Genomic DNA, 24,174 nt, shown 5'->3' on the forward strand with positions numbered 1-24,174 from the left:
AGTCCCAACTCTCAGGATGTAGCACCTGAAGTTCCATGAAATGCCACACGCAGGACCTTTTACAACAGGGATGAATTCAGGAACGTATGCGAATTGAGGAGCGCCAGTTCTTTGGATTGAAGCAATTGTCCCAGCTTCTCCGCATCCCGGGGCCGGTGCAGATCGGAACCCACAAAATCGACCATCGAATCATCGAGTAGCTGTTTGGCCTGTTGCTGGACGCGCCCGCCATACTGCCCGGTCAGCGAGAGCAAATTCAGTTGGAACAGACACCCTTGCACCCGCAGTTTGTGAAACCGCTCGGTCTGGTCCTTCAGATATGAATACCGCTCGGGATGGGCTAGAATGGGCTGATAGCCTTTCGTCTGAATCTGAAAAATGATTTCGTCCAGGTTCAGGGGCGGATTGGCAAACGACAGTTCGACCAGCAGATAATTGGCTCCGAACGTCAGGAGGTCATTGGCTTTGAGCAGCGTTACGAAATGGTCGTCGATGAGGTATTCCGCAGCCGCTTCAACCTGAATCGTCAGGTCTGTTTCGGCCATGGCTTCGCGGAGTTCGTCGAGGCCGCGCCGGATGGTGTCGCTGCTGTTGGGGTAATAATCGCGCAGCACGTGGGGAGTAGTGACTACTTTCTTATAGCCCAGTTCCTCGAAAGCCCGCAGGCAGGTCAAAGCCGTTTCGAGGTCGGGTACACCATCGTCAATCCCCGGAATCAGGTGTGAATGAATATCGACTCCCAAAAATCCGAAATCCGAAAAGGCGGATTGTTCCTGGCGACGCTTAAAAAATGAGAACATAGTGTAGTATAAAGTCGTAAGCCCGGCAATTATCAGCTTTCCGAAGACAAATCGGACCGACGACTAACGTGTGAGAGACTGATGACTCTTTTTTTACCCGCAACCTGTTCAAGTTCCTCCCGAAGCAGGTCATTGGTTTCCTGTAACAAAGCTACGCGTTCGTTTAACTGAAACAAAAGAAACTCCATATTTCGCAGCCGATCGTCTAACGTCATGGCAGACAGGGGAGTTTGTGGTAAGGTGCGGAACATGAGGCCCTCTCCCCGCAGCAGCCAGTCGGCATTGACCGCAGGATAAGCCCCTAAAATTTTTTGTAACGTTTCGTAGCGCGGCTTCAGACGACCGTGCAAAATATGATATACTTTTTCACCCCGTTTTTCACCCAATTGTCGGGCAAACTCCAGAACGCTGATGTCTAGTGCATCGATCAGTTGCTGCAAACGGTCTCCAATGGGCATGGGAAGAGGGCTTTTTTTACACAAAACCATGTAATTTCCAGTCTTGTGTTCGGTCGTCTAATGTAGAACAATTTCAGATTCTTCGAAATAGCCCAGGCTCACAAAACCTAAAATAAGGACAAAAAGGCGGTTTTCAGGGTGTATTCGCAGCTACTCTATTTTTTTAGTAAACTTTTTATGTGTCGTTTTGTATTATACATAATAGTGTGTATATTTAAACTCAAATACAAACCCCCTGAAAAGGCAAAAGGGATCGCATAGCGGTCCCCCTGTCCGAACAGTAAACAACAAATACTAATGAACACACAAAAAAACAACACCGGCACAACAAATCAAAATGGTTTGGAAGTGAAACTTTATCAGAAGGTTAACGAATCGACGGGTGAAGTCATCAATAATCCCGATACGAGCCACTTCAAATATTTGGAGGGACATCCCCGCCAATACCGTTTCGACGCCAAGGAGGGCATCTTTAACATCAATGGCACCGAAAAACTGGGCGGGCCGACGAACGGCCGCACGCTGACATTCCAGCCAATTGCCTGGCGCATCTTTACCGATAATATTTTGAACATGGGAACCAAGAACTGGGCCGAAATCTTTTTTATCGATGAAAAGAACTGTGTTTCGGCGGTCTTGTTCCATGGCTACTCGGTCGATAACATCTTCCGGCTCATCGAACCGCTGTTCTACGACGACCTGACCCTGGCCGATGTTGTAATTACCGCTGTGGCCGAGAAAAAGGAAAATACCAAGATCCAGCCGAAAGGCGTCTATTACATTGCCACCTTCAGCTACAAACTGGCTGATCCGGAAGAAACGAAGGTGCTGAAATCCTTTGGTCAGGCCAATCGAATTTTCCGCCAGGAAACCCTGACCGACATTGCCAACATCAAAACCGCTTACAATTACTACAATCCGTTTCTCAATCCGACGGAAGAACTGCTGGTTGAGAATGGCATTCATTTGCTGAATTAACCCCTAAATCCCGAAGCGTCGGCCCGGCCTGAAGCGGATTTCTGGATACGGTTCCGTCCAAGTCCCCTTCAGCCGGGCCGACGCTTCGGGATTTAGAGGTTCCTATCTTACTTCATCAAAAACCCAATCCAGTCATGATTACCGAATTGATCGACTACCGTTCCATCCCGCGGGTTTCGAATTCCGATTTGACCCGGTTGAAGGAAGAATGTTTAGGCTATACCTCGCCGGGACGGCTGGTTCCGCAGCGGGCCATGCAGTTCGGGCGGGCTTTTCACTCGCATTTGCTGGAACCGGAACGCATCGGTGGCATTATCGAGCAGTTGCTGCCCGACATGAAACCGGTTGAGTCGGGGCGGCTGGAACACCTCACGGAACAGGTTCGGCGCGATTCGTTCTGTAACCGGTATCTCCGAAAATCAGAACGCGAACGGGTGGTTCTCTTCACCGATCCGATCACCGAACTGGGTTGCAAAGCTCGGCTGGATATGGTCTACACCAGCCCCAAACGGCGGAGTGCGCTTATTCTGGATTTTAAAACTACTTCGGCCCGCACGCAGAGCCAGTTTCTGCAAAGTTGTTATGATTATGACTACGACCGGCAGGCGGCTTTCTACATTGACAGCCTCCGCTCCGCCGACAGCCAGGAATGGGAACAAACGCGCCAGATTCGCTTTGTGCTGATTGGCGTTCAGAAACAGAAACCAAACCGGCTTTTTGCCGTCGATGCCACGTCGATCCCGGATTTTGTGGACTACGGGCGAAAAAAATACCGCTTCTGGCTCCGCAAATGGAAGGAGCAACAACAGGAAGACACCAGTTTCTGGCTGCGGCAGGCTTCCTGAATCTGGAGAGCGGTTGGCAGACAACCTGTTTTTTTGTACGGTTAACCTTCACTCCTACAAATTGCCCCTAAATCCCCTAAAGGGGACTTTTAGAACCCGGAAGGTTCGCGTCCAAGTCCCCTTTAGGGGATTTAGGGGCTAATTCTTTATCAGCATGACGAACGACCTAATACTACCTGAACCCGCCAGCCGGGCGTCTTCCGCTCCGCTCTTCGATTGGGGCATCGACGGTCTGGTGATCTGGATGGAAGAACTGGACGGTTTTGGCAGTCTGATGGCCTACATCAACGAAGCCCTGGCGCAGATTGCCTTTGCCATTGAGCTTCAAACCGGCTGGGATCACCGCACCGACGGCCATACGTATCATCCACTGTATGGCTACCGGCTGCTGCTGCGCGATGCGACCGGTTTGTGGTATGCCATCCGCATGGACGAAGCAGGCCGGTTTGCCGACTTTATTCCGCTGGAAGAGTTCGACTACGATACCGCCTACGACAAAGCCCTGTGGCTTCCCTGAAGAGGTAAAAAATCAAAAATGTAAAATGCTCAATATCAAATGTAAAAGTGTTAAACGAGCGTGTTTCCTCTCACTTTTACATTCGATATTGAGCATTTTACATTTTTGATTCCTTCCTGGTTCCGTGCAACCTTTTCCGACGTATTTTCATCCTTACGGAAACTCTCATCTTTCCCGTATGAAAACGTTATTGACTACCCTTCTCCTTATTTTCACCACCTTACCGGCCATCTGGGCCCAACGCACGGTCGATGCCAAAGAAATTCTGGCTAAAATCAACCGGAAAGAGGTGGTTTCCTACGAAAACGCCACCATCACCGGCGATCTCGACCTGACAGAACTGGCCAACAAAAAACGCGTCACCAAAAACCTCTGGGCCGAAAGCGAAGCCTACGAAAGCACCGTTGAAAAACCGGTCACATTCCGGAATTGCACCTTCAGAGGCAATTTTCTGGCGTACAAAAATGTCAAAACCGAAGGGCGGTTTCTGAACGGCAACGGGATCATGTATGCCACCCATTTTACCGAACCCGTAACATTTGAGAATTGCACCTTCGAAAAAGCATCTGAGTTTAAGTATTCAGACTTTGGCCAGCGGGCGTCCTTTATTGGTACCGGTTTTCGGGAAGAAGCTAATTTCAAATACGCCAAGTTCAAGGCATTGGCCGATTTCACGGACGCCCGGTTCGCGAAAACCGGCAATTTTAAATACACGAGTTTTAAGGAAGCAATCGCCTTCCGGAAAGCCCGTTTCGATCAGTACGCCGATTTTAAATACACCAAATTTGACGAAGGAGTCAATTTTAACAACACGCGTTTCGACGGAACCGCTGATTTTAAATACACGCATTTACCCCGCAATTCCAGCTTCGACGAGACGGTATTTGACGGCCCTACCGATTTTAAATACGCCACCCTGAACGGCCGGAAATTTTCGCCCAGTCGTCGCTAATCCAACGGGCCGACGGACGTTTGTTCGCCGGCCCGGATAACTCTTCGGCTGATTTCCAGTTCTATAAGCAACATCAACGCTTGTTGCTTTGAAACGATCCACAAAAATTATCCTGGCGGTTGTCGTTGTCCTCATCGTCGCCAGACTCCTGCTACCGTATTTTGTACTGCGCTACCTCAACAAATTGATGGCCGACATGGGTTCGTATACCGGCCACGTGGAAGACGTCGATATTGCCCTCGTCACCGGTTCCTACCAGATCAAAGACCTGCGCATCCGGAAAATCAACGGTAAAATCAAAGAGCCCTTTCTCTACGTTCCTAAAATCGATCTTTCCGTCGAATGGCCATCGCTGTTTAAGGGCGCCCTGGTCGGCGAGGTCGAGTGTTACCGGCCCGAACTGAACTTTGCTTTTAGCAACAATGAACAGGCCAGCCAGACTGGCCGGGAACTCGACTGGACCAAACTGGTGAAGGATATATTGCCAATCCAGATCAACCGGTTTGCGGCTTATGACGGCAAAATCGACTTAGTTAATCTGTTCGAGGCCACCAAAACGGATCTTTCGCTGGAAAAAGTTGCCCTCGACATCCGCAATATCCGCAACGTGGAAGACAAGGAAACCCGCTTGCCCTCGCCCGTTACGGCAACGGGTGATGTACCGGGCTGGGGCGGCACGATGAAGTTTGGGGCGGGGATGTATCTGCTGAAACCGATCCCGGATTTCAATTACAACCTCAGCTTCGACAACCTCCAACTGGTTAAACTTAACGACCTGGCACGCAAGTACGGCAACGTCGACTTTGAAAGCGGAACCATCAGCGTGGTCAGTGAAATGGCCATGTACGACGGTCGATTGGTGGGCTATTTCAAACCGCTGACCAAAGAGATGAAGATTTTCAAGCTCAAGGAACCGGGCGAGGATCGGAAAATTGGCCGGTTTTTCACGGAATTGCTGGCTGAAGGTGGTACGGCCATTCTCAAAAATCAGAAGCGCGATCAGGTGGCTACACGGATTCCGCTGCGGGGAACGGTTGAGAAAACGCAGACGGAAGTCTGGCCCATCATCATCGGTGTACTGCGGAATGCCTACGTTGAAGCCTTCACTACTGAATTTGACAATACCGTCACCTTCAAGGATGCCGTCGAGAACCTGAAAGAGGATTACAAAGAAAAACGCCGGGAGAAAAAAGCCGAACGGAAAGAAGCGCGTCAGGAGCGAAAAGAAGAACGGAAACAGAAACGCGAGGAACGAAAAGAAGCCCGAAAAAAAGAGAAGGATGGTTGAGGAAGGCATCAAAAACCGTAGTTTCGTGACAACACGAAGCCGTTGTGACCAATCAATCTGTACCTTTCGCCATGCCCCAACCCAAATACGCCCGCGAGTCTCTGGTCACCATGACCGAGATGGTCTTACCCAACGATACCAACACCCTGAACAACCTGATGGGTGGCCGATTGCTGCACTGGATGGACATCTGTGCCGCCATTTCGGCCCAGAAACACTCCAACCGCATCGTCGTCACGGCTTCGGTCGATAATGTCTCGTTTTCGGAACCCATCAAGCTCGGTAACATCGTAACGATGCAGGCCAAGGTCACGCGGGGATTCAATTCGTCGATGGAAGTCAACATTGAAGTGTGGGCAGAAGATATTCCGGCCGGAACCCGGGTCAGTACCAACCGGGCGTTTTACACCTTCGTAGCCGTCGACCAGAATGGCCGTCCCATCGAAGTGCCACCCGTCGTGCCCGAAACCGAGGCTGAACACGACCTGTACGCGAGTGCGCTGCGCCGTCGGCAATTGCGCCTGGTATTGGCCGGACGCATGAAACCGAATGACGCGAAGGAATTACGGGCGCTGTTTGGTGTTGAAAACTAGTTTACGGTTTATGGTGGCTGACGCAAGCAGGAGAACGCGTCAGCCACCGTAAACTGAAAACCCCATTACTGCACTTTCAGTTTCGCTAAACCGACCACAGGCCGGCCATCGGTCGTGATGCCCTGCACCATAACGCGGATCGTGCGAACGACGTCCGACAGCGGGAACGCCAGATTCGATGCTCCTTTGGAATCGGTTTGAACCACCGGTTTCCAGTACAACACATCCCGGCGGTCGATGGGGGCACTCTGTTCGGCCAGAACCGCCCCCGGCGTGTCTTCATACCGCGGAACGTAGAAATCCCGGTGGGCCGAAAAACCGAGGAGGGCCAATTGATTAAGTCCGACACCAGGCTCCACTTTCTTCGCTTTGGAATTCCCGCGTTTGGTATAGAAAGCGATCACGCCGTTGCCCCCGCGCGCGCCGTAAATGGCCGACGTAGCCGCATTTTTCAAGACTTCGATGCGCTCGATGTCATTCGGATTCAGGCCCATCAACGCATTTCCTTCGGGGGTTTCGGTCAGGTAAGAACCGTCCAGAAGGTACAAGGGTGCCTGAATCTGCATGGAGTTCCCGACGCCAAACGAAATAGCGTTCCGGATGTTAACCGTATAACCGTTCATGGTTTGCTTCACCTGCACCCCCGCCACCCGGCCCCGGATCATTTCATAGACATTTGAAAACTGCGGAGATCGTTCATCGAACAGAATGACCGCGTCGGGCGTGCCATGCAGACTCATTCGCTCCACCGATTCGGGTCGCTCGGCGGGTCGATAACCTTTGATGGTTACTTCTTTCAGAATTTTAGCCTGTTTATCCCGGTACAATCCCGGATCGGATTCCTGACGCAGCCGCGCCACGTCGAGTTGCTGTTGAAACCGTCGCCAGTCCGGAGACGGCTCGGCCACCACTTTTGCCGACGACCAGACGCTCCCGGCCGTATCCGTTTCAACGATTGCCTTGATGGATTTAAACTGCGTATTCATTACCTGAACCAGCAGTTGTAACGTGTCGGTGATGCCCAGACCCGCCATCCGAAACCGCCCGTAGCGGTTGGTGCCGATGGAGTGCGGAATGGCTTGCGATGAACCGGGAGCCGCCACCAGCAACTCCGCAAACGGAATCGGGTTGCGTCTTTCGTCCACTACCCGGCCACTGAACACAATCCCGCCCAGCGTATCCGACGGCGACTCTGGTTTGCGCAACCCGATCCGTCGCCAGCCCTGCGTCAGCAGCAGATCATCGAGCGCCCGGCGGGTGGCCGCCGTCGTGTCTTTGAAGAAAAAACCGGGTTGCTCGATGCGCCCGCGTAAATCGCCCGTCAGCAACAGATGGGTTCGAATGTCCGCAGCCGTGGAGTCGTCCGGAACCTGATCGGCATCGGTTACAGCCGCCGACAGCGTGGCCACCAGCGACATTTCCGGCTGCGCGTTCACTTTGAGATTCAGAACGACGCGTTCCCGGGGCGTGTAGCGGGGTTTGTCCGCCGTCACCGTGATCTCAACCGACGGAATCTGTTCCGAAATAAAGAGCATTCGCTCCGCCCGGGGCTGACCATAGGCATCATACAGCGTTACCTGACAGAGTCCGGGCGGAAAAACGGCCATCGGCACGGTCAACCGGGCTTTTCCGTCCTGCAACTTCATTTTGGTTCGTTGCACCAACTGCCCGTAGCTTTGGAAGGTCAGGTAAATAACCGGATCAGGTTGCGGCACATTGGCCAGAATGCGAATGCTCAGGCTGGCGGTATCGCTGACCACATCGGCCAGCAATACGAACCCTTCCGGTTCCAGCTTTGGCAAGGCAAACCGCTGACTTTTGCCATTGTGCTGGATTTCAGCCTGATAAGTCTGGTCGGCTTTCGGATGGAGCAGCACGCTTCCCATCCCAAAGCGGTTACTGACAAACCGGGTCACTTCCCGCCCCTGATCGTCCAGAATCCGGCCCGACACGGTTTTTCCGCGACCATCCTGCCCAACGGCTTTGAACCCCATTCGCGTCGGCAGGTTTGTCACCCAGCGCCCCCCTTCCGGCAAAAACTGAACGTCCAATTCCTCCTCAACCCCGACAGATCGTTGGCCGGGGCCGTTCAGCACGTTGTAGACCGTTATGTTTCGCTCAAAAGCCGGGCGGGTGGCGGCATAATCCTCATCCGTATAGGCCCGCAGCCGGTAGATGCCGGTCGCCAGCGTATCCGAAAGCCGGAAGTCGCCCGTTGCCCGGCCGTCGTTGATGCGAAGCCACTGGTGTTGCACTACCTTCCCACCCGGTGTCAGTAGATCGGCGTGCAGGGCCCCCTCGCCAAACATCAGTTGCGCGGTGACCGGCTCCATGACGTACGCACTGAGCCAGATCCGGTCGCCGGTCAGATAAAACGGTTTATCGATGTGAACAAAAGCCGATGGGGCCTGATACGGATGAGCCAGTTTCCAGTGGCGCAGCATCGAATCGAGCCGGTAATCGGCCGCCAGAATCTGGCCTTCGATCGGCGACGCCAGCACGGAATCCGGTTGGCTGGAGGCCGCACTTGGTTCCCAGTTGGCGGGCAACAGCAACGAAAACCGGTCGTTGCCCAGATAGCCCATCGCCAGCATGCCCAGCGGGAGCGTCACCCGGCCATCGACGGTGATCTCGCTCATGCCCTGTGGGAACCGGAATTCGGTATAGGCATACGGCGCATCCCGGTAGGGCGAATACGCCGAGAAAATCCGGTTATAGAAGACTTTGAGCGGAGTCGCCGTCACCAGTTTTCGCTCAAACGACAACCGCCCCGGTTTAATCAGCGAATCGGTAACGACCGGCAACAAATGGCGTTCAATGTCCTGAAACAGACTCACACCGCCCGTCTGCACAGGGTATCGGGGGTTCACCTGATACACCAGGAAGCCTTCTTTTTCGTAGGTTCCGGCCACCAGACTAGCCATGAGGTGACGGGTGGAGCCGAGGTAGGCCCGTTGCCGGTTGCTTCGCCAGCGGTCAGCCTGGCGGGTGTCCTTCGGTTTCAGTTCTTCAAATCGGGTGGCTCCGGCAAAATACATGGCCCCGTTCGTCTCCACCTCAAAATACTGCATGTCATACTGGATGCGGTAGCCAAACGCCCGGTTTTCGATCACCAGCGGTTCGCGGGCCGTTGCTTTCAGAATGCTTTTCTGGTAGGTAAACTGGAGCACATCCGGATTCAGGATCTCACACTGGCTCCGAAAGGGCGTTTTCCCGAGCAGTTCCCGTTCAAATTCCCGGTAATGCCGCTCCCAGGTTTTATCTCTCTTTCCTTTAACCGTAACATCGGCAAGGGTGAAGCCCGTACTTTTTAACACCAGATTGATGACGCGGGGCTGGCTGTTCTCCAGCCGAACCGACTGCCGGGCGGGCTGATAGCCCAGATAGGAAGCCACGAGTTCGATGGTGCCGAGTGGCACGTTGGGGAGCCGGAACCGGCCTTTCTCGTCGGTTGTGGTGCCTTGCGTGGTGTTGTTGAGGTAAACGTTGGCAAACGGCAGGGGCTGACCGGTTTGCGATTCGGTCACTTTCCCCGTGATCGTTGTGTTGGTTTCCTGAGCCAGAACGCCGGTATACGCCATGAACAGCCCGAGCCAGCCGACCAGCAGGTTACGAAAACGATCGGCGCGAAAAGCATTCATGGAGTTTGAACAATAGCTTTCTTAAAACTACGAAAATCTTAGCAAAATACCATATCAAACCTGAAAAGGCACATTTCTGCCCCCTCATTCCATCAATCCCTTACTTCATCTATTTTCTCCACCGAAAATGCCGTTGCCCGGTCAGCAAACAGCCGTTTGGTGGCCGCCCAGGTGGTTTTAAACAATTCCGAATGGCGGTAATGCGTCAGTGCTTCGGGGGTTTCCCACTGGCTGTAGGTCACGTAAACCGTAGGCTGATCGAGGTCACGGAGCAATTCGAGGTGAAGGCAGCCGGGAAACGCGCGGATTTTCTGTTTTGATGCCTCGAAAATCGCCAGGAAATCCGCGGTTTTCGCTTCCTGAAACGTCATGCGAACGATACGAATCAACATAAATTTTAGGGAAGAGGGATGAGTTAAGAATTTGAGTTAAGAGTGATGAGTTAAGAATTAAGAGTTAAAAGTAGTCGCGAATAATTACTTTTAACTCTTAATTCTTAACTCATCACTCTTAACTATACTATGAAGTACCGTACTTTTGGCCGAACCGGCTGGCAGGTGAGTGAAATTGGCTACGGCATGTGGGGACTGGCCGGCTGGACGGGTTCCGAACGGCAGGAAGTGGACCAGGCACTCGACCGTTCCGTTGACCTGGGTTGTAATTTCTTCGATACCGCCTGGGGGTATGGCGAAGGCCTGAGCGAGCGGATTCTGGGCGATTTGCTCAAACGATTCAGTGACAAACGGTTGTATGTGGCCACCAAAATTCCACCCAAAAACCGCCAGTGGCCTTCCAAACCGGAGTTTGCCCTTAAGGATGTTTTTCCGGCCGATTACATCGTCGAATACACCGAAAAAAGCCTGAAAAATCTGGGCGTCGAAACCATTGATTTGCAGCAGTTTCACGTCTGGGAAGATGGCTGGGCCGAGCAGGACGAGTGGAAAGAAGCCATCACGAAACTGACGCAGCAGGGGAAAGTGCAGGCCTGGGGTATTTCGGTAAACCGCTGGGAACCGGACAATTGCCTCGACACCCTGCGGACTAACCTCATCGACGCCGTGCAGGTGATCTACAACATTTTCGATCAGGCTCCGGAAGACAACCTGTTTCCGCTTTGCCGCGAACTGAACATCGGCGTCATTGCCCGCGTGCCGTTTGATGAAGGAACCCTGACCGGCACATTGACGAAGGAATCCACCTTCCCGGCCGACGACTGGCGTTCGACGTATTTCGTACCGGAAAACCTGAATTCCAGCGTCGACCATGCCGACGCGCTAAAACCGCTGGTTCCGGCCGGAATGACCTTACCCGAAATAGCCCTGCGTTTTATTCTGGAAAACCCGGATGTGGCCACGACCATCCCCGGTATGCGCAAACTCCGCAACGTAGAAGCCAACATGGCCACCAGCGACGGCAAAACGCTGAATCCAGAACTCATCAAAGAACTGAAAGGCCACCGCTGGGACCGCACGCCAACGGAGTGGAGCCAGTAGGGAAGTAGGAGTTAAAAATTAAGAGTTAAGAGTTGAATGCGTCTGCCAACTCTTAACTCTTAATTTTTAACTCTCTTAATATGAGTACCGCAGCGTTACGCCGTAGGTGCGCTGGTCGCCCACGATACCGGCATATTGTCCGGCGCTTCCGGGTGCAGCCAGAAGTTGCTCGTAATAATTCGTATTGAAAAGGTTTCTTCCCCAAAGGAAAAACGAAAGTCCGTTGGATGCCCGGAAACCAAGCCGCCCGTTGGTCAGCGCATACCCGTCAATGTTCAGATACTGCGAAGGAGACGGACTTGACGAGAACTCGGAGCGGTAAAAGACATCGACACCCAGAAAATAGTTACCCTTGAGTCCGGTGAAGGTCCCTTTGGTGGTTACTTCACCGCCCACAGAGCCCGACCATTTGGAGATGCCGGGTAGCCGTCCCCCCGAAACATCCTTGAAAGCCTGCGCCCCTCCTACTTCTTCCAAGGGCACGGGAGCATTGACGAAGCTCACGTATTTACCATCCGTATAGGCCACTGCAGCATTCAGGGTCAGGTTGGTAAAGCGGACATTCCCGTCCAGTTCGGCTCCCTGCACCCGTACTTTTTCTGCATTCGCTAAATACCCCCGGTTTACACCCGGTTCCGGCGTTTGCACCTGAGTCTGGTAATCTCTGATGTCGGAACGATAGAGGGTCAGGTTCAGCACCGAATTGCCCGACGGTTTGGTTTTGACGCCAAACTCCTTGTGATCCACGTATTCGGGTTTCACATTGGCCAGATTGATCAAAATCTGTCCGTTTGCCGTTGGCAAACCGCCCACGTTCACTCCAATGGGCTTGTAACCAATGGCATAGGTAGCGTAAGCATTCAACTTGCTGGTGGCTTTGTATTGCAGAGACAGTTGCCCGGAGAAGTTTCCCTGCGAATAATCCGTATTAAAAGCCTGGTTGGTATAGACCCCATTTTTCAAAGCAATCAGGGCAGCGTCCGTAGTTTGCAAACCGCCGTAGGTCACCCGGCTGTAATCCACCACCTTTTTGTCGTAGTTGTAGCGCACACCTGGCAAAACGTGGATCTTGTCGGTCACGGCCCAGTCAACCTGCCCGAACACCGCCAAACTTGTGCTCTTGATTTCGTTGGTGGTGCGAATGCCGAAGTTGTCGAACAAACCGGGCGTTTTCCAGAGCGCGCTGGTTGAGCTTTGTGCAAACCGCCATTGGGCCGAACCGGCTTCTTCCGTTTGCACCGGATCGGATTTCAGGTCCTGCCAAAGGCCAAATACGCCAATTACGCCACTCAGTCTGGGTGAAATTTTCCCGGAATACCGGATTTCCTGCGACCACTGGTTGTGTTTCGAGTTGCCGGAAGAAATTGTAAAGACGGGCAGCCCAATGTAATCCCGGTCATTCAGTGGCACCCATTTCCAGTAGCGCCAGGCCGACGTACTGGTCAGCGTTCCATTCCCGATTTTGATATCGGCATTGACCGAAACCCCACCCAATTGGTTATCCGCTTTGGAAGGCGTGTCCAGATCCAGTTTGCGTTCAAAGGCACTTTGGTAAGGAAGGCTATAACCTAAATCAGCGATGATGGCATTGAACTGCCGGTAAGCCGCTCTTTTTGTCGGTACGACCCCGGCGACCGGCCATCCGTAACCCGTCGGTTTTTGGTCCGAAATGTCCCCGATCACGGTAATGTTCACATTTTCGCTGGGTGTATAGAGGATCTGCCCACGCACGCCGATGTTGTTGATATCGTTGATCGGCAATTGCGTATGAACATTAAAAAACGTGCCGTTTCGCTGCGTTCCTGTAAAGGAAACCCGCGTAGCCAGTTTTTTGCTCAAAGCGCCCGTGATCGACGCCTTGGCCTGAACGAAACCCAGATTGCCATAGCTCAGTTCAAGGTTGGCTCCCGGCGTAAAGCTGGCCGCCCGCGTGGTGATGTTGAAAGCCCCGGCGGTTGTGTTTTTTCCGAAAAGCGTTCCCTGGGGCCCGCGCAATACCTCGACGCGTTCGATGTCGATGAAGTCGAGGGCTGTGGCCGCCGGACGCGCGTAATAAACCCCGTCTACATAAAAGCCCACACCCGGGTCAACGCCGTCGTTGGTCAATCCGTAGGTGGATCCCAGCCCGCGAATGTTGAGCGTTGTATTGCGGGCATTGGAAGCATACAATTGTACGGTAGGCACCAGCTCTTTAAGACGGTTCACGTTAAAAGCACCGGCATCTTCGGCCCGAACGCCCCCGATTACGGAAATGGGAATCGGCACCTCCTGCGCAGATTCCTGACGACGGCGGGAAGAAATCACGACATCGTCCAGTTGGGTCGTATTCGCATCAAGCTTGATTTCAACCTTGCTCTCATTGATGACAACCTCTTTTTTAAGGTATCCTACGTAGGAAATGATCAACGTGAAGGGCAACCGCTGGCCGGTGATCAGGCTGAACTCACCGTTCGCGTCCGTCGCACTGCCATTGGTGGTTCCTTTGATGGATACCGTTGCGCCAATGAGCGGTTCGTTGGTGCGGGAGTCGATTACTTTTCCGGAAATGGTCGAATTAACAATGGGGGCATTTTGGGCGGATAGAAACAAAGGGGAAAGAATGATCCCAATCAAAAAAAATACGCTTAAAACTCGTTGCATTGTGGTGGCTGGTTGTGTTAATTTAGTATTCCTATAGATCAAATAGGAATTTTTCGAATACCTGGCTTCAGTTTATGAAGGGAATGAAGAGAGGGGCAAAGACTAGTTAGAAGCCTGTGCTAGCGGCAGCAGCAACATCGCTGTAACAAGCGGGAGGAGCGTACTGGTTTTTTCATGTGTTCCTGATTAATTGACAGCTACTAACTACACTTTCAGATAGACTAAAGGGAGTATTATTACTTATAATCTATTGACTTAGTAGTTTTTTACACAAAAAAAGAGTGCCACGCTGCGATTTGCAACTAATGGCACTGAAAGTTTTGGCAAAAGCCGTATTTTCTTCTAAAATTTATATTTATTCCTGAATTAAAGTCAAAAAGTCACGCTACTTTTTTTACCTGTGTCCGGCGTGCTGATCGCAGGGCGTCATTCTGCGCACTTTCCAATATTGTATCAGAAATAATTTCCAGTTGGTGCGCCCGCTTCAACACAAACTCGAAAGGCAGGTTGAAGTAGTTGGAAACGTCCATGCGGAAGCTATCCGGGAAGCGTGAAAGCCGTACGCCGAAGAAACTCCGGATTTCGGTTTCGGGCAACAAAGCCGCCAGCGCCACCCGTTCGGCTTCGGCCAGCAGTTCGTTGCGGTTCGTGTATAAATGTTCCAGACCAATGGCCGCCGTCAGAATGTGCAGATAAAGCTGCTTGTAGGCTCCCGACAGTTCGTTTGGCAGAATCACCCAGCCCTGCTCGCGGAATTTAGCGGCAAAACCGGTCAGGCCGGGAACACCCCGCAGATCGCCCGCGATGAGTTCTTCAGGAAAGTGCAACCGATCGTCGGACTTCGACAAGCGGTAGACCACCGCTTCCACCGGGCTTTTCTGAAACAGGAGGTCAGCCGGAAGTTGGCGGTTATTTTCCCATTGATCGCTCAGTTTGACAAAAACCGTCTCGTTGACGGGCGAGTTTTGCGAATCCCCCAAACTGACGAGCATACGCCGAAACGCAGCCAGAAAGTCGATCTGAAATTGATTCGGATTAAATTTTGTGCGTCTCATAGCGTATTGTCCTCTGGCGACCTGTTCGCCGGAATTCGTGAATGTCAAGGGCTTACTCCCCAAAAAGGCGTATAAAGATACAAAATACCGGACGTATTTGCAATACGTTCTCTAACGCCGGATCAACCCATCTGGTTCTAACTTCCGGACTTCCACCGCAGGGTTTTGAGCAAATGCAACACATCTTTCCGCAGGTAGTCGATCACCGGTGCCAGCGAGTCATTGCGGGTAGCAACGTTGAAATAAACCGCGCCCCGCAGGAAATGGGTGGTCGTATCGGTCGTAAAAAACTGCAGTTGGCTGGGCACTTCACCCGTGATGGAAAGCACATCGGCTTTCAAGCCGCCCGGAAGCTGAATCAATTCTTCTTTGAAAGCGTAGGCTTTTTCGTTGTGCATGGCGGCCAGTTTATAGGAATCGCCAATCATGCCCGCCAGCCGCTTTTCGTTCTGCAACACCGGATGATAGGTCAACTGAACGCTCGCTTTGAACGCGGGGTAATGGATAAAAATCCAGTGGGGCTGGGCCCCCCGAAACGTATCGGGCAAAATCCGGGCCTGTCTGGAATATTCGAATGTGTACGGATGGGCTTCTTTCAGCGTCTGATACTGATGCGATGGCAGGTCGATGCGGTTATAGCCTTTGGGTTTCGGAACATAATTGTCGGCATCGCGACTGCCGCAAGCCGCCAGCAGAACCGCCAGAAAAACGAAAACTGATTTTATCACAGGCAAGGAGATGTTACACCAGAAAGGAAACGAAAAAGCCCGGCGTTTTCGTGCCGGGCGAACTCACACCTGTCAGGTTTTGAAAACCGCCCGGCGGCCCGGCTGACAGGTGTGTTGGTGTATTACGAATTAATCATTTCCAGTTCTTCCTGCCGCACCGGCTGGCCGAGCAGCGTCCGGAACCGGTTGATGTTGAAGGTCGGTTCAAACCAGACTTCGCCCAAAACCGGGTGGCGCACCGGCACATCCGGATTCTGAATCTCGCCCAGCAGCACGCCGGTTTCGCCGTTGGTATGGCGTTTCACCATCCGAACCGTATACATCTGATCTTCCTTGGGCGTTTTGACCCCAAACTCCGCATAAAAAGCCAGCACCGGAGCCGGGAAATTCTCGTTTACGCAAATGATTTCCATCTCTATTTTATCACTATATCTTCTATTCTTGAGCCTCAATCGGTTAACTCTGTGTGTATAAGGATTGCGGATGCGTATTTGTTCCCAAAAACTCCTGAATCTGATACACGTTACCAGCAAACATCAGCACAACCCCATCCGCTAATCCTCAAACAATTTTCCTAAACCGCCCAACACCGACCCCCCTTCTTTGTTAGCCTGTCCGCCCCCGGCCGACAGCCGATCCACCAGCTTGGAAATCGGCATCGACTGAATCCAGACTTTTCCAGTTCCGCGCAAAGTGGCCAGAAAAATACCTTCTCCGCCAAAAATCATGGATTTCAACCCGCCGGAGCGTTGAATATCGAAGCTGATGGAAGGCTCGAAACCGACCACGCAGCCCGTATCGACCCGCAACGTTTCGTTGTTCAGTTGCCGCTCCATTACCACGCCCCCGGCGTGAATGAAGGCCATGCCGTCGCCCTGAATCCGCTGCAGAATGAAACCTTCTCCGCCGAACAAACCCGTTCCGATCCGCTGGTTGAAGTGAATCGCAATCTGGGTTCCCATGGCAGCACACAAAAAAGCGTCTTTCTGAACAATCAGTTGACTGCCGTAGATTTTGGCCAGATCAATCGGCATCACCGTTCCCGGATACGGAGCCGCAAACGCCACTTTCCGCTTGCCGTAGCCGCGGTTGGTGAAGTGCGTCATAAACAGGGACTCGCCCGTCAGCAACCGCGAACCAGCCTGAAACAGCTTGCCCATGATGCTTTGGGTAGCCTGCGAGCCGTCGCCCATTTTGGTTTCAAACTGAATACCATCCTCCATGAATAACATGGCACCGGCTTCGGCAATGACGGTTTCGTTCGGGTCCAGTTCAATTTCAACGACCTGAATGTCTTCGCCGATGATCTTGTAGTCGATTTCGTGAGAACGCATGAAAATCTATGAATTACAGATTAAAAATTACGGATTGTACCTGGACTGGCGTACGTACCTATTCCTCCTCTCCATCTTCATACTCCTCCCCGTCGCCCTTCTCACCGTCTTTCAGGTCTTTCCGGTTCCGGAGCTTTTTATCATCGACGGTTTTGTTCAGAAACGCGTTGATCTTGTCGATATCGTAGCTGTTCGTAATCTCGCCGAACGTATTGATTTTAATGTCAAAACCTTCCAGTTCTTTGTGAACCCTCGGTTTTTCGTTCGGCTGGTCTTCGGGTTTCGTGACTTTCTTTGCCATGTTTTTAGGAATGAAGAGTTATGAATGATGAACGATGAATGATTGCCACACGATTGAATGCGTCAGCCATTCATCGTTCATCATCCATCATTCATAGTTCATTTAAGGCTTTCTGCAACCGGTCAATCGCGTCCTGTTTACCGATAATTTCCAGCGTCATCATCAGATCCGGACCGGCCCCGACGCCCGTGATGGCCAGCCGGAGTGCCTGCATGATTTTGCCCTGTTTAACCCCGGCAGCGGCCGTTGCAGTGGCCAGCGTAGCCTTCGCCAGATCAACCGTCAGCGGTTCCTCAACCGAAGTTAATGCATCTTTCAATGCGGTCAAAGCCCGCACGGCTTCATCGTTCCATTTGGCCGCGACAATGGCCGGATCGTATTGGTGCGGTCCCCGGAAAAAGATCGCCGATTCGGCATAAATCTCCCGGACAAAGTTGACGCGTTCTTTCAATAAACCCGCTATTTTGGCCGCTTTCTCCGGTGTACAGTCAATCCCGTCGGCCGCTGCCTGGCTCACAATCGCTTCGGCCAGTTCTTCGTTCGGTTGCTGCCGCAAATATTCGTGGTTGAACCACTTTGCTTTCTGAATATCGAACCGCGCCCCGGCTTTGTTGATCTGTTCCAGACTAAACGCCTGAATCAGTTCGTCCATCGTGAACATTTCCTGCTCCGTGCCGGGATTCCAGCCCAGGAACGCCAGAAAATTGACCAGCGCTTCGGGCAAATACCCGTCTTCGCGGAAACCACGGGCGACGGTATCGGAAAACGGATCTTTCCATTCGAGCGGAAAAACCGGAAAACCGCCCAGATCGGCGTCCCGCTTGCTGAGTTTGCCGTTGCCATCGGGCTTCAGCAAAAGCGGCAGGTGAGCAAACTGCGGCATCGTACTTTCCCAGCCTAAAAACCGGTACAGCAACACGTGCAGCGGAGCCGACGGCAACCACTCTTCGCCCCGAATGACGTGCGTAATGCCCATCAAATGATCGTCCACGATGTTGGCCAGGTGATACGTCGGCATACCGTCCGATTTCAGCAATACCTTGTCATCGATCTGCGACGAATGCACCACCACCCAGCCGCGAATCAGGTCGTTCAGCCGGACGTCTTCCTTGCGCGGCACTTTCAGCCGAATCACATACGGACTGCCCGACTCCATCAAGGCGGAGACTTCCTCCGGTTTGAGCGTCAGGGAGTTTTTCATCTGAAGCCGCGTAATGGAGTTGTACTGAGCCGCCGGGGCGTTGGCTTCCTCCATCCGTTTGCGCATCGCATCCAATTCTTCGGACGTATCGAAGGCATAATAGGCTTTGCCTTCCGACACGAGTCGTTCGGCGTATTCACGGTAAATGGCTTTGCGCTCCGACTGGCGATAGGGCGCATGAGGACCACCAGCGGTCAACCCTTCATCAATTTCAATACCGACCCATTTCAGGGCTTCGACAATGTAGTCTTCGGCACCGGGGACAAAGCGGTTTTGGTCCGTATCTTCGATGCGGAGCAGCATTTTGCCGCCGTGTTTGCGGGCAAACAGGTAATTATACAGGGCAGTTCGCACACCCCCAATGTGAAGCGGCCCGGTTGGGCTGGGCGCAAAACGAACGCGTATTTCGGTTGACATAAAAGAAAAAAAGGGAGGAAAAGGCCAGACGGAAAAAGCGGTAGTTACTCACTTCTTCCATCTGGCCCTTTCTATTATTTAAAGTACGGCAATCACGGATATTTCTACATTGACATCTTTCGGCAAACGCGCCACTTCCACCGTCTCACGAGCGGGCGGATCGGCCGTAAAAAAGCTGCCGTATACTTCGTTGATGGCCCCGAAGTTGTTGAGGTCTTTGACAAAGATGGTGGCTTTCACGACGTTCTCGAACGTGAGTTCGGCTACTTTCAAAATGGCGCCGATGTTTTCCATCACCTTGCGGGTTTCGGCCTGGATATCACCGGACGAAGCGACATCGAGGGCAATCTGGCCAGAAACATAGAGTGTTCCGTTTACCATAACCGCTTGGTTATAAGGCCCAATGGGCGCGGGTGCGTCGGGGGAGAATATGATTTTTTTCGTTGACATACGAATTGTGGGATTTTAGGCAAATCGGGCTGCAAGTTAGCAATCAAATTCATCGAATGGTAAATAAAAAAGTCCGATGCGGTTTTGAAAACCGTACCGGACCCTGCTTTTTTTCGTGTTATTGTTACTCCACCGTCACCGACTTCGCCAGATTACGCGGCTGGTCGACGTTGCGGCCCCGCATCACGGCGATGTAATACGACAGCAGTTGCAACGGGATCACCGAAACCAGCGGCATCAGGATGTCGTGAACGTTCGGAATTTCAATCACAAAATCGACCATTTCCCGAATCTGGGTGTCGCCCTCGGTCACGACGGCAATTACACGGCCTTTGCGGGCTTTCACTTCCTGAATGTTCGAGACGACTTTTTCGTAGGAGCTGTCCTTCGTCGCAATCACCACCACCGGCATATCCTCGTCGATGAGCGCAATCGGACCGTGTTTCATTTCGGCAGCCGGGTAGCCTTCGGCGTGGATGTACGAGATTTCTTTCAGTTTTAGCGCCCCTTCCAGTGCTACGGGGAAATTCAGCCCCCGGCCCAGGTAGATGAAGTTCTTGGCATACGTGAAAATATACGCGATTTCCTTCACCTTCTCGGCGTTTTGCAGCACCTTGTCGACCAGCGCCGGAATTCGCTCCAGTTCGGCCAGCAACTGGCGGAAAAGCGTTTCCGAAATCGTGCCTTTCTTTTGGGCCGCAGCGATGGCCATGAGCGTCAAAACCGTTACCTGAGCCGTGAACGCTTTGGTGCTGGCCACCCCGATTTCCGGCCCGGCGTGGGTGTAAGCGCCTGCGTGCGTGGCCCGCGCAATCGACGAACCCACCACGTTGCAAACACCAAAAATGGTTGCTCCTTTCGACTTCGCCAGTTCAATAGCCGCCAGCGTATCCGCCGTCTCGCCCGACTGCGAAATCGCAATCACGATGTCCCGTTCAGCAATAATCGGATTGCGGTAGCGAAACTCCGACGCGTATTCCACCTCGACCGGAATGCGGGCCAGTTCTTCAAAAATATACTCAGCCACCAGACCGGCATGCCAGGATGTTCCGCAGCCGACAATCACAATCCGCTTCGAAGCCGCCAGTTGATCCAGGTAATCGCGCAAACCGCCGAGTTGCAGGTGACCGTCGTCCGCCCGAACGCGGCCGCGCATGCTGTCGGCAATGGAACGGGGTTGTTCGAAAATCTCTTTCAGCATGAAATGCTCAAAACCGCCTTTTTCGATGGCTTCCAGTTCCATCTCCACTTTTTGAATGTACGGCGTGGTCTGCGTGTTATCGAGGTTGATCACCTTCAGCTCCCCGGCGCGAACGACGGCAATTTCGAGATCGTTCAGGTAAATAACGTCTTTGGTGTATTCAATGATCGGCGTGGCATCCGACGCAAAAAAGTACTCGTTCTCCCCGACCCCAATCACCAGCGGACTGCCTTTCCGGGCGGCAATCAGTTGCGTCGGGTCTTCCTCCGAAATGATCACGATGGCGTAGGCCCCGACCACTTCCAGCAAGGCCTGCCGGACCGCTTCCTCCAGCGACGACCCGGTTTCTTTCCGAATGTCCTCAATGAATTGAATCAGCACTTCCGAGTCGGTTTCAGAGCGAAAGACATGGCCTTTGCGAATCAGATTTTGCTTGATCGTCGCGTAGTTTTCGATAATCCCGTTGTGGATAATCGCCAGCTTCCGGTCGTGCGACTCGTGTGGGTGGGCATTCACGTCGTTCGGTGCCCCGTGGGTGGCCCAGCGGGTGTGTCCGATCCCGATTTTGGCCTGCAACGCCTTGCCCGCCAGTTCGTGCTCCAGATCAACCACTTTTCCTTTTTTCTTGTATACCTTTAATCCCGACGATCCGGGTTCTTCAACGTCGAGCAAGGCGATTCCCGCGCTGTCATACCCCCGGTATTCCAGTCGTTTCAACCCTTTTAGAACCAACGGAGCCGCATCGCGATGACCGACGTAGGCGACAATTCCACACATAGGCTTTTAAATTTAAATGGTGTTGTACAAACTACTTTTTAAAATATTTAAGAAAGTGATCTTCCATTCCTAAATTGTTGACAAAACCACCCTTCTTTCTGGGAAAGATACCAATAAAACCGCTGATTCACGCGATTTATAACCGGAAAGTACAGAAACAAAAAAGCCAGCTCCTGAAAGAAGCTGGCTCCGTTTTTTTCGTCTAAGGTTACGGCGTGTACGTATAAAACACCACCAGTTTCGCATTCATCGGTGCGTTTAAAATGGCTCCGTTCAACTGGTTGTTGAGGTAAGGTTGAGCCAGAAAACTTGGTGCTCCCGTCGTTTGGCTGGTCGTAATCAAGGAGGTGTTGGTGGCCGGCAGCAGTGCTAAACCGTTGTTGGCCTGAAAACCCACCAGAATGGCCTGCAAATACGTCGTAACATCGAACGTGTAAGTCTTTTGACGGCTGCTGTAGCCAACAATCTGCGGATAATACCATTTATTGGCCGTCTGAAACGTGCCCGACTGGGTCTGGAGCAAGTGCAACAGCCGGGTTCCGGTACTGACTTCCGGCGTGTACAAAAGCCGGTTGTTGGCATCGGTCTGGGCCAGTGTCATGACCGAAGGAACGGGCCCACCGGGGCTGCTCCCTTTCACGAAAAAGCTCAGTTCAGCCCGGTTGATGGCAATCCGGCCACTTTCTTTCTTCAGGTTTTCAATGGTCGGAAAGTTCACTTTCGTTGTCACACCGGCGGCACTTTGAACAAACATTTCACCACCCGTGTCGGCTCCCGTCAGCGGTTTCGTGAGGCTCAAAGCCGCCAGTTTCGTTCCCGAACGATCAACCTTGACCTGGCTGAAGGAAGGCAAACCCGCTGTCGTGAAAAAGTCGATGCTCAGCACTTTGGTCGTATCCGCCGATTTGTGGTAATACAACTCGACAAACATGTTGTTGGAAAACCCGAAAACCGTCGTGTTGGTAGCACCCGGAACCACGGCAATGCCTTTGAACACCTTCCGGAAGTCCGCCTGAACAATGCCGGATCCTTTGGAAAGCTCCAGCAACTCACGACCCAGCGCGTCGGGCAGACGGGCATAACCGGCCCCTCCGACGGCGGTTGGTGTCAGCTTGATTTTGGCTAGCGGTTCGGCGGCATACGCGACTGACGACGCATTGGTGTACCGTTTGGTAGAATCCAGATCTTCCGTCAGCCGGTGAACCAGAATCTCCTGCGCCCGGGTCGTATCGCCGTATACATACGAATAACCGACTAGTACGCGCAGGGAATCGTAGATTATTTCACCTTCTGTTTTGAAGCTGCCGCCTTCGACATACAACTGCCCGAACGTTTTGGCAACAACTTTGCCAAAAATCGGGTCGGTATATTGCCCCACCAGCAAGCGGCTGTTGCGGTCGGTGACGACCGAGTCGAGCAGAATCGTGGACGTTTTGACGGTCAGCGTATCGGTATACAGCACACCAATGGCCGTGGGTGGTGCCAGGCCAATGTCTTTCGGCTCTTCGCAGGCCACCAACACCGACACCAGCGCGAGCATGCCGGCCATCAAGCTGAGTTGAATCGTGCTAACGGCCCGGCGGCCCCGGTTAGCCCGCCAGTTCCGTATAAAGGTTGTAGTATTGGTCAGCAACTTCCTGGCCTTCTTCGGCGAGTTCAAATTTCTTGTCGGACAAATCATTCAAAATAGTATTTAAACTCTCGCTATAATCTTCGTCGGCTTTTACAACCACATCGGCATAGGTACATCCCATCCGGATAAAACCGTCATAATCAGCCGATTTTAGATATTTCAACATCTCTTCATCCACATCCATGGCCTTGGCCTTTTCGACCAGGCCATCGTCGAAACGGTACGAGAACGAGTTGTTGTAGACCGAGAATACCGACTTGGTATCCTTAAACATGGGGTCGTTTTTGTAGGTTGTTTTCAGATACAGCGGAATCAGGGCCGTCATCCAGTCATTGCAATGGACGATATCAGGTGACCAACCTAGTTTCTTCACGGTTTCCAGAACGCCTTTGCAAAAGAAAATAGTCCGCTCGTCGTTGTCTTCGTAGAATCGGTCATCCTTGTCAAGAAAAACGTGTTTACGCTGGAAATAGTCTTCATTGTCAATAAAATACACCTGAAGCTTGGCATTGGGAATGGAGGCCACCTTGATAATCAGCGGCTTTTCTTCATCGCCCACCGTAATATTGATACCCGATAAACGGACCACCTCGTGTAGCCGGTTCTTTCGCTCGTTGATCAGCCCGAAACGTGGCACCAGGATGCGAATTTCCATGCCGCGTTCCTGCATCGCCTGCGGTAGTTTCCGAACAAAATCGGCCACCGCAGAAGTCTGGAGGAAAGGGTTGATTTCACTGGCAACGTAGAGAATCCGAAGTTTGCTCATAACACGATTGGGGGGCTTTAGTGAAATACACCGCCGTAGCGGAACAAATTAAAAATCTGCAAAATTATACAATTTTTTCTGGTATTTCAATAGAATTCCGCCAGAA

The 24,174-nt window shown here is 52.4% G+C and carries 22 protein-coding genes; 7 read left to right on the forward strand and 15 right to left on the reverse strand.

All coding sequences use genetic code 11. The annotated features are described in order from the left end of the window. Positions 1-59: 59 nt before the first annotated feature. The gene (locus tag F0P93_RS12745; protein WP_150876802.1) at positions 60-800 is read right to left on the reverse strand and encodes a tyrosine-protein phosphatase; all 741 of its coding nucleotides are present in this window, start codon (positions 798-800) and stop codon (positions 60-62) included. Positions 801-832: 32 nt separating this feature from the next. Then, positions 833-1,258, reverse strand: coding sequence for a helix-turn-helix transcriptional regulator (locus F0P93_RS12750; RefSeq protein ID WP_150876803.1), 426 nt, complete (start codon positions 1,256-1,258; stop codon positions 833-835). A gap of 297 nt (positions 1,259-1,555) precedes the next feature. Between F0P93_RS12750 and F0P93_RS12755 the strand changes: the two genes are divergently transcribed. From F0P93_RS12755 to F0P93_RS12780, 6 genes are all read left to right on the forward strand, one after another. Continuing rightward, positions 1,556-2,236, forward strand: a complete 681-nt coding sequence (locus F0P93_RS12755; RefSeq protein WP_150876804.1) for a hypothetical protein — start codon at positions 1,556-1,558, stop codon at positions 2,234-2,236. Between the two features lie 134 nt (positions 2,237-2,370). Further along, a complete protein-coding gene (locus F0P93_RS12760) occupies positions 2,371-3,081 on the forward strand; it encodes a PD-(D/E)XK nuclease-like domain-containing protein (RefSeq protein ID WP_150876805.1) in 711 nt (236 codons plus the stop codon). A 154-nt stretch (positions 3,082-3,235) separates the two neighbouring features. Beyond that, on the forward strand, positions 3,236-3,598 hold the full coding sequence (locus F0P93_RS12765) for a hypothetical protein (RefSeq protein ID WP_150876806.1): 363 nt from the start codon (positions 3,236-3,238) through the stop codon (positions 3,596-3,598). Positions 3,599-3,776: 178 nt separating this feature from the next. Beyond that, the gene (locus F0P93_RS12770) at positions 3,777-4,550 is read left to right on the forward strand and encodes a pentapeptide repeat-containing protein (RefSeq protein ID WP_150876807.1); all 774 of its coding nucleotides are present in this window, start codon (positions 3,777-3,779) and stop codon (positions 4,548-4,550) included. An 88-nt stretch (positions 4,551-4,638) separates the two neighbouring features. Continuing rightward, a complete protein-coding gene (locus tag F0P93_RS12775; RefSeq protein WP_150876808.1) occupies positions 4,639-5,838 on the forward strand; it encodes a DUF748 domain-containing protein in 1,200 nt (399 codons plus the stop codon). A 71-nt stretch (positions 5,839-5,909) separates the two neighbouring features. After that, positions 5,910-6,431: an acyl-CoA thioesterase gene (locus F0P93_RS12780; protein WP_150876809.1), complete on the forward strand. Its 522-nt coding sequence runs from the start codon at positions 5,910-5,912 to the stop codon at positions 6,429-6,431. 65 nt (positions 6,432-6,496) lie between these two features. On the opposite strand, the gene F0P93_RS12785 is transcribed toward F0P93_RS12780, so the two are convergent. Both F0P93_RS12785 and F0P93_RS12790 read right to left on the reverse strand, forming a co-directional pair. Then, entirely contained in the window at positions 6,497-10,072 is a 3,576-nt protein-coding gene (locus tag F0P93_RS12785) for a carboxypeptidase regulatory-like domain-containing protein (protein ID WP_150876810.1), read from the reverse strand. Positions 10,073-10,164: 92 nt separating this feature from the next. Further along, the gene (locus F0P93_RS12790) at positions 10,165-10,464 is read right to left on the reverse strand and encodes a putative quinol monooxygenase (protein WP_150876811.1); all 300 of its coding nucleotides are present in this window, start codon (positions 10,462-10,464) and stop codon (positions 10,165-10,167) included. Positions 10,465-10,593: 129 nt separating this feature from the next. On the opposite strand from F0P93_RS12790, the gene F0P93_RS12795 reads away from it, so the two are divergent. Further along, a complete protein-coding gene (locus tag F0P93_RS12795) occupies positions 10,594-11,565 on the forward strand; it encodes an aldo/keto reductase (protein WP_150876812.1) in 972 nt (323 codons plus the stop codon). Positions 11,566-11,640: 75 nt separating this feature from the next. On the opposite strand, the gene F0P93_RS12800 is transcribed toward F0P93_RS12795, so the two are convergent. The 11 genes from F0P93_RS12800 to F0P93_RS12850 form a co-directional block, all read right to left on the reverse strand. Then, positions 11,641-14,205, reverse strand: a complete 2,565-nt coding sequence (locus F0P93_RS12800) for a TonB-dependent receptor (protein ID WP_150876813.1) — start codon at positions 14,203-14,205, stop codon at positions 11,641-11,643. Positions 14,206-14,585: 380 nt separating this feature from the next. Beyond that, positions 14,586-15,260, reverse strand: a complete 675-nt coding sequence (locus F0P93_RS12805) for a hypothetical protein (protein ID WP_150876814.1) — start codon at positions 15,258-15,260, stop codon at positions 14,586-14,588. 137 nt (positions 15,261-15,397) lie between these two features. Then, a complete protein-coding gene (gene gldD, locus F0P93_RS12810) occupies positions 15,398-15,988 on the reverse strand; it encodes a gliding motility lipoprotein GldD (protein ID WP_150876815.1) in 591 nt (196 codons plus the stop codon). Positions 15,989-16,110: 122 nt separating this feature from the next. Further along, positions 16,111-16,401: a hypothetical protein gene (locus F0P93_RS12815; protein WP_114406830.1), complete on the reverse strand. Its 291-nt coding sequence runs from the start codon at positions 16,399-16,401 to the stop codon at positions 16,111-16,113. A 141-nt stretch (positions 16,402-16,542) separates the two neighbouring features. Then, on the reverse strand, positions 16,543-17,322 hold the full coding sequence (locus F0P93_RS12820; protein ID WP_150876816.1) for a TIGR00266 family protein: 780 nt from the start codon (positions 17,320-17,322) through the stop codon (positions 16,543-16,545). 58 nt (positions 17,323-17,380) lie between these two features. Then, positions 17,381-17,623 carry a hypothetical protein gene (locus F0P93_RS12825; protein ID WP_114406826.1) on the reverse strand — a complete coding sequence of 81 codons (243 nt, stop codon included), beginning with the start codon at positions 17,621-17,623 and terminating at the stop codon, positions 17,381-17,383. A 91-nt stretch (positions 17,624-17,714) separates the two neighbouring features. Beyond that, positions 17,715-19,241, reverse strand: a complete 1,527-nt coding sequence (gene gltX, locus F0P93_RS12830; protein WP_150876817.1) for a glutamate--tRNA ligase — start codon at positions 19,239-19,241, stop codon at positions 17,715-17,717. A 78-nt stretch (positions 19,242-19,319) separates the two neighbouring features. Beyond that, positions 19,320-19,691 carry a Rid family detoxifying hydrolase gene (locus F0P93_RS12835; protein ID WP_150876818.1) on the reverse strand — a complete coding sequence of 124 codons (372 nt, stop codon included), beginning with the start codon at positions 19,689-19,691 and terminating at the stop codon, positions 19,320-19,322. A gap of 124 nt (positions 19,692-19,815) precedes the next feature. Further along, positions 19,816-21,669 carry a glutamine--fructose-6-phosphate transaminase (isomerizing) gene (gene glmS, locus F0P93_RS12840; protein WP_150876819.1) on the reverse strand — a complete coding sequence of 618 codons (1,854 nt, stop codon included), beginning with the start codon at positions 21,667-21,669 and terminating at the stop codon, positions 19,816-19,818. Between the two features lie 208 nt (positions 21,670-21,877). Then, entirely contained in the window at positions 21,878-23,302 is a 1,425-nt protein-coding gene (locus F0P93_RS12845) for a DUF4270 family protein (protein WP_191908800.1), read from the reverse strand. Further along, positions 23,259-24,068 (reverse strand): glycogen/starch synthase, encoded by an 810-nt coding sequence (locus F0P93_RS12850; RefSeq protein WP_150876821.1) that lies wholly within the window; start codon positions 24,066-24,068, stop codon positions 23,259-23,261. The genes F0P93_RS12845 and F0P93_RS12850 overlap by 44 nt, the downstream gene beginning before the upstream one ends. Positions 24,069-24,174 lie beyond the last annotated feature (106 nt).

Origin of the sequence: Larkinella humicola (genome assembly GCF_008727875.1) — a bacterium.
GTDB classification, from domain to species: domain Bacteria; phylum Bacteroidota; class Bacteroidia; order Cytophagales; family Spirosomataceae; genus Larkinella; species Larkinella humicola.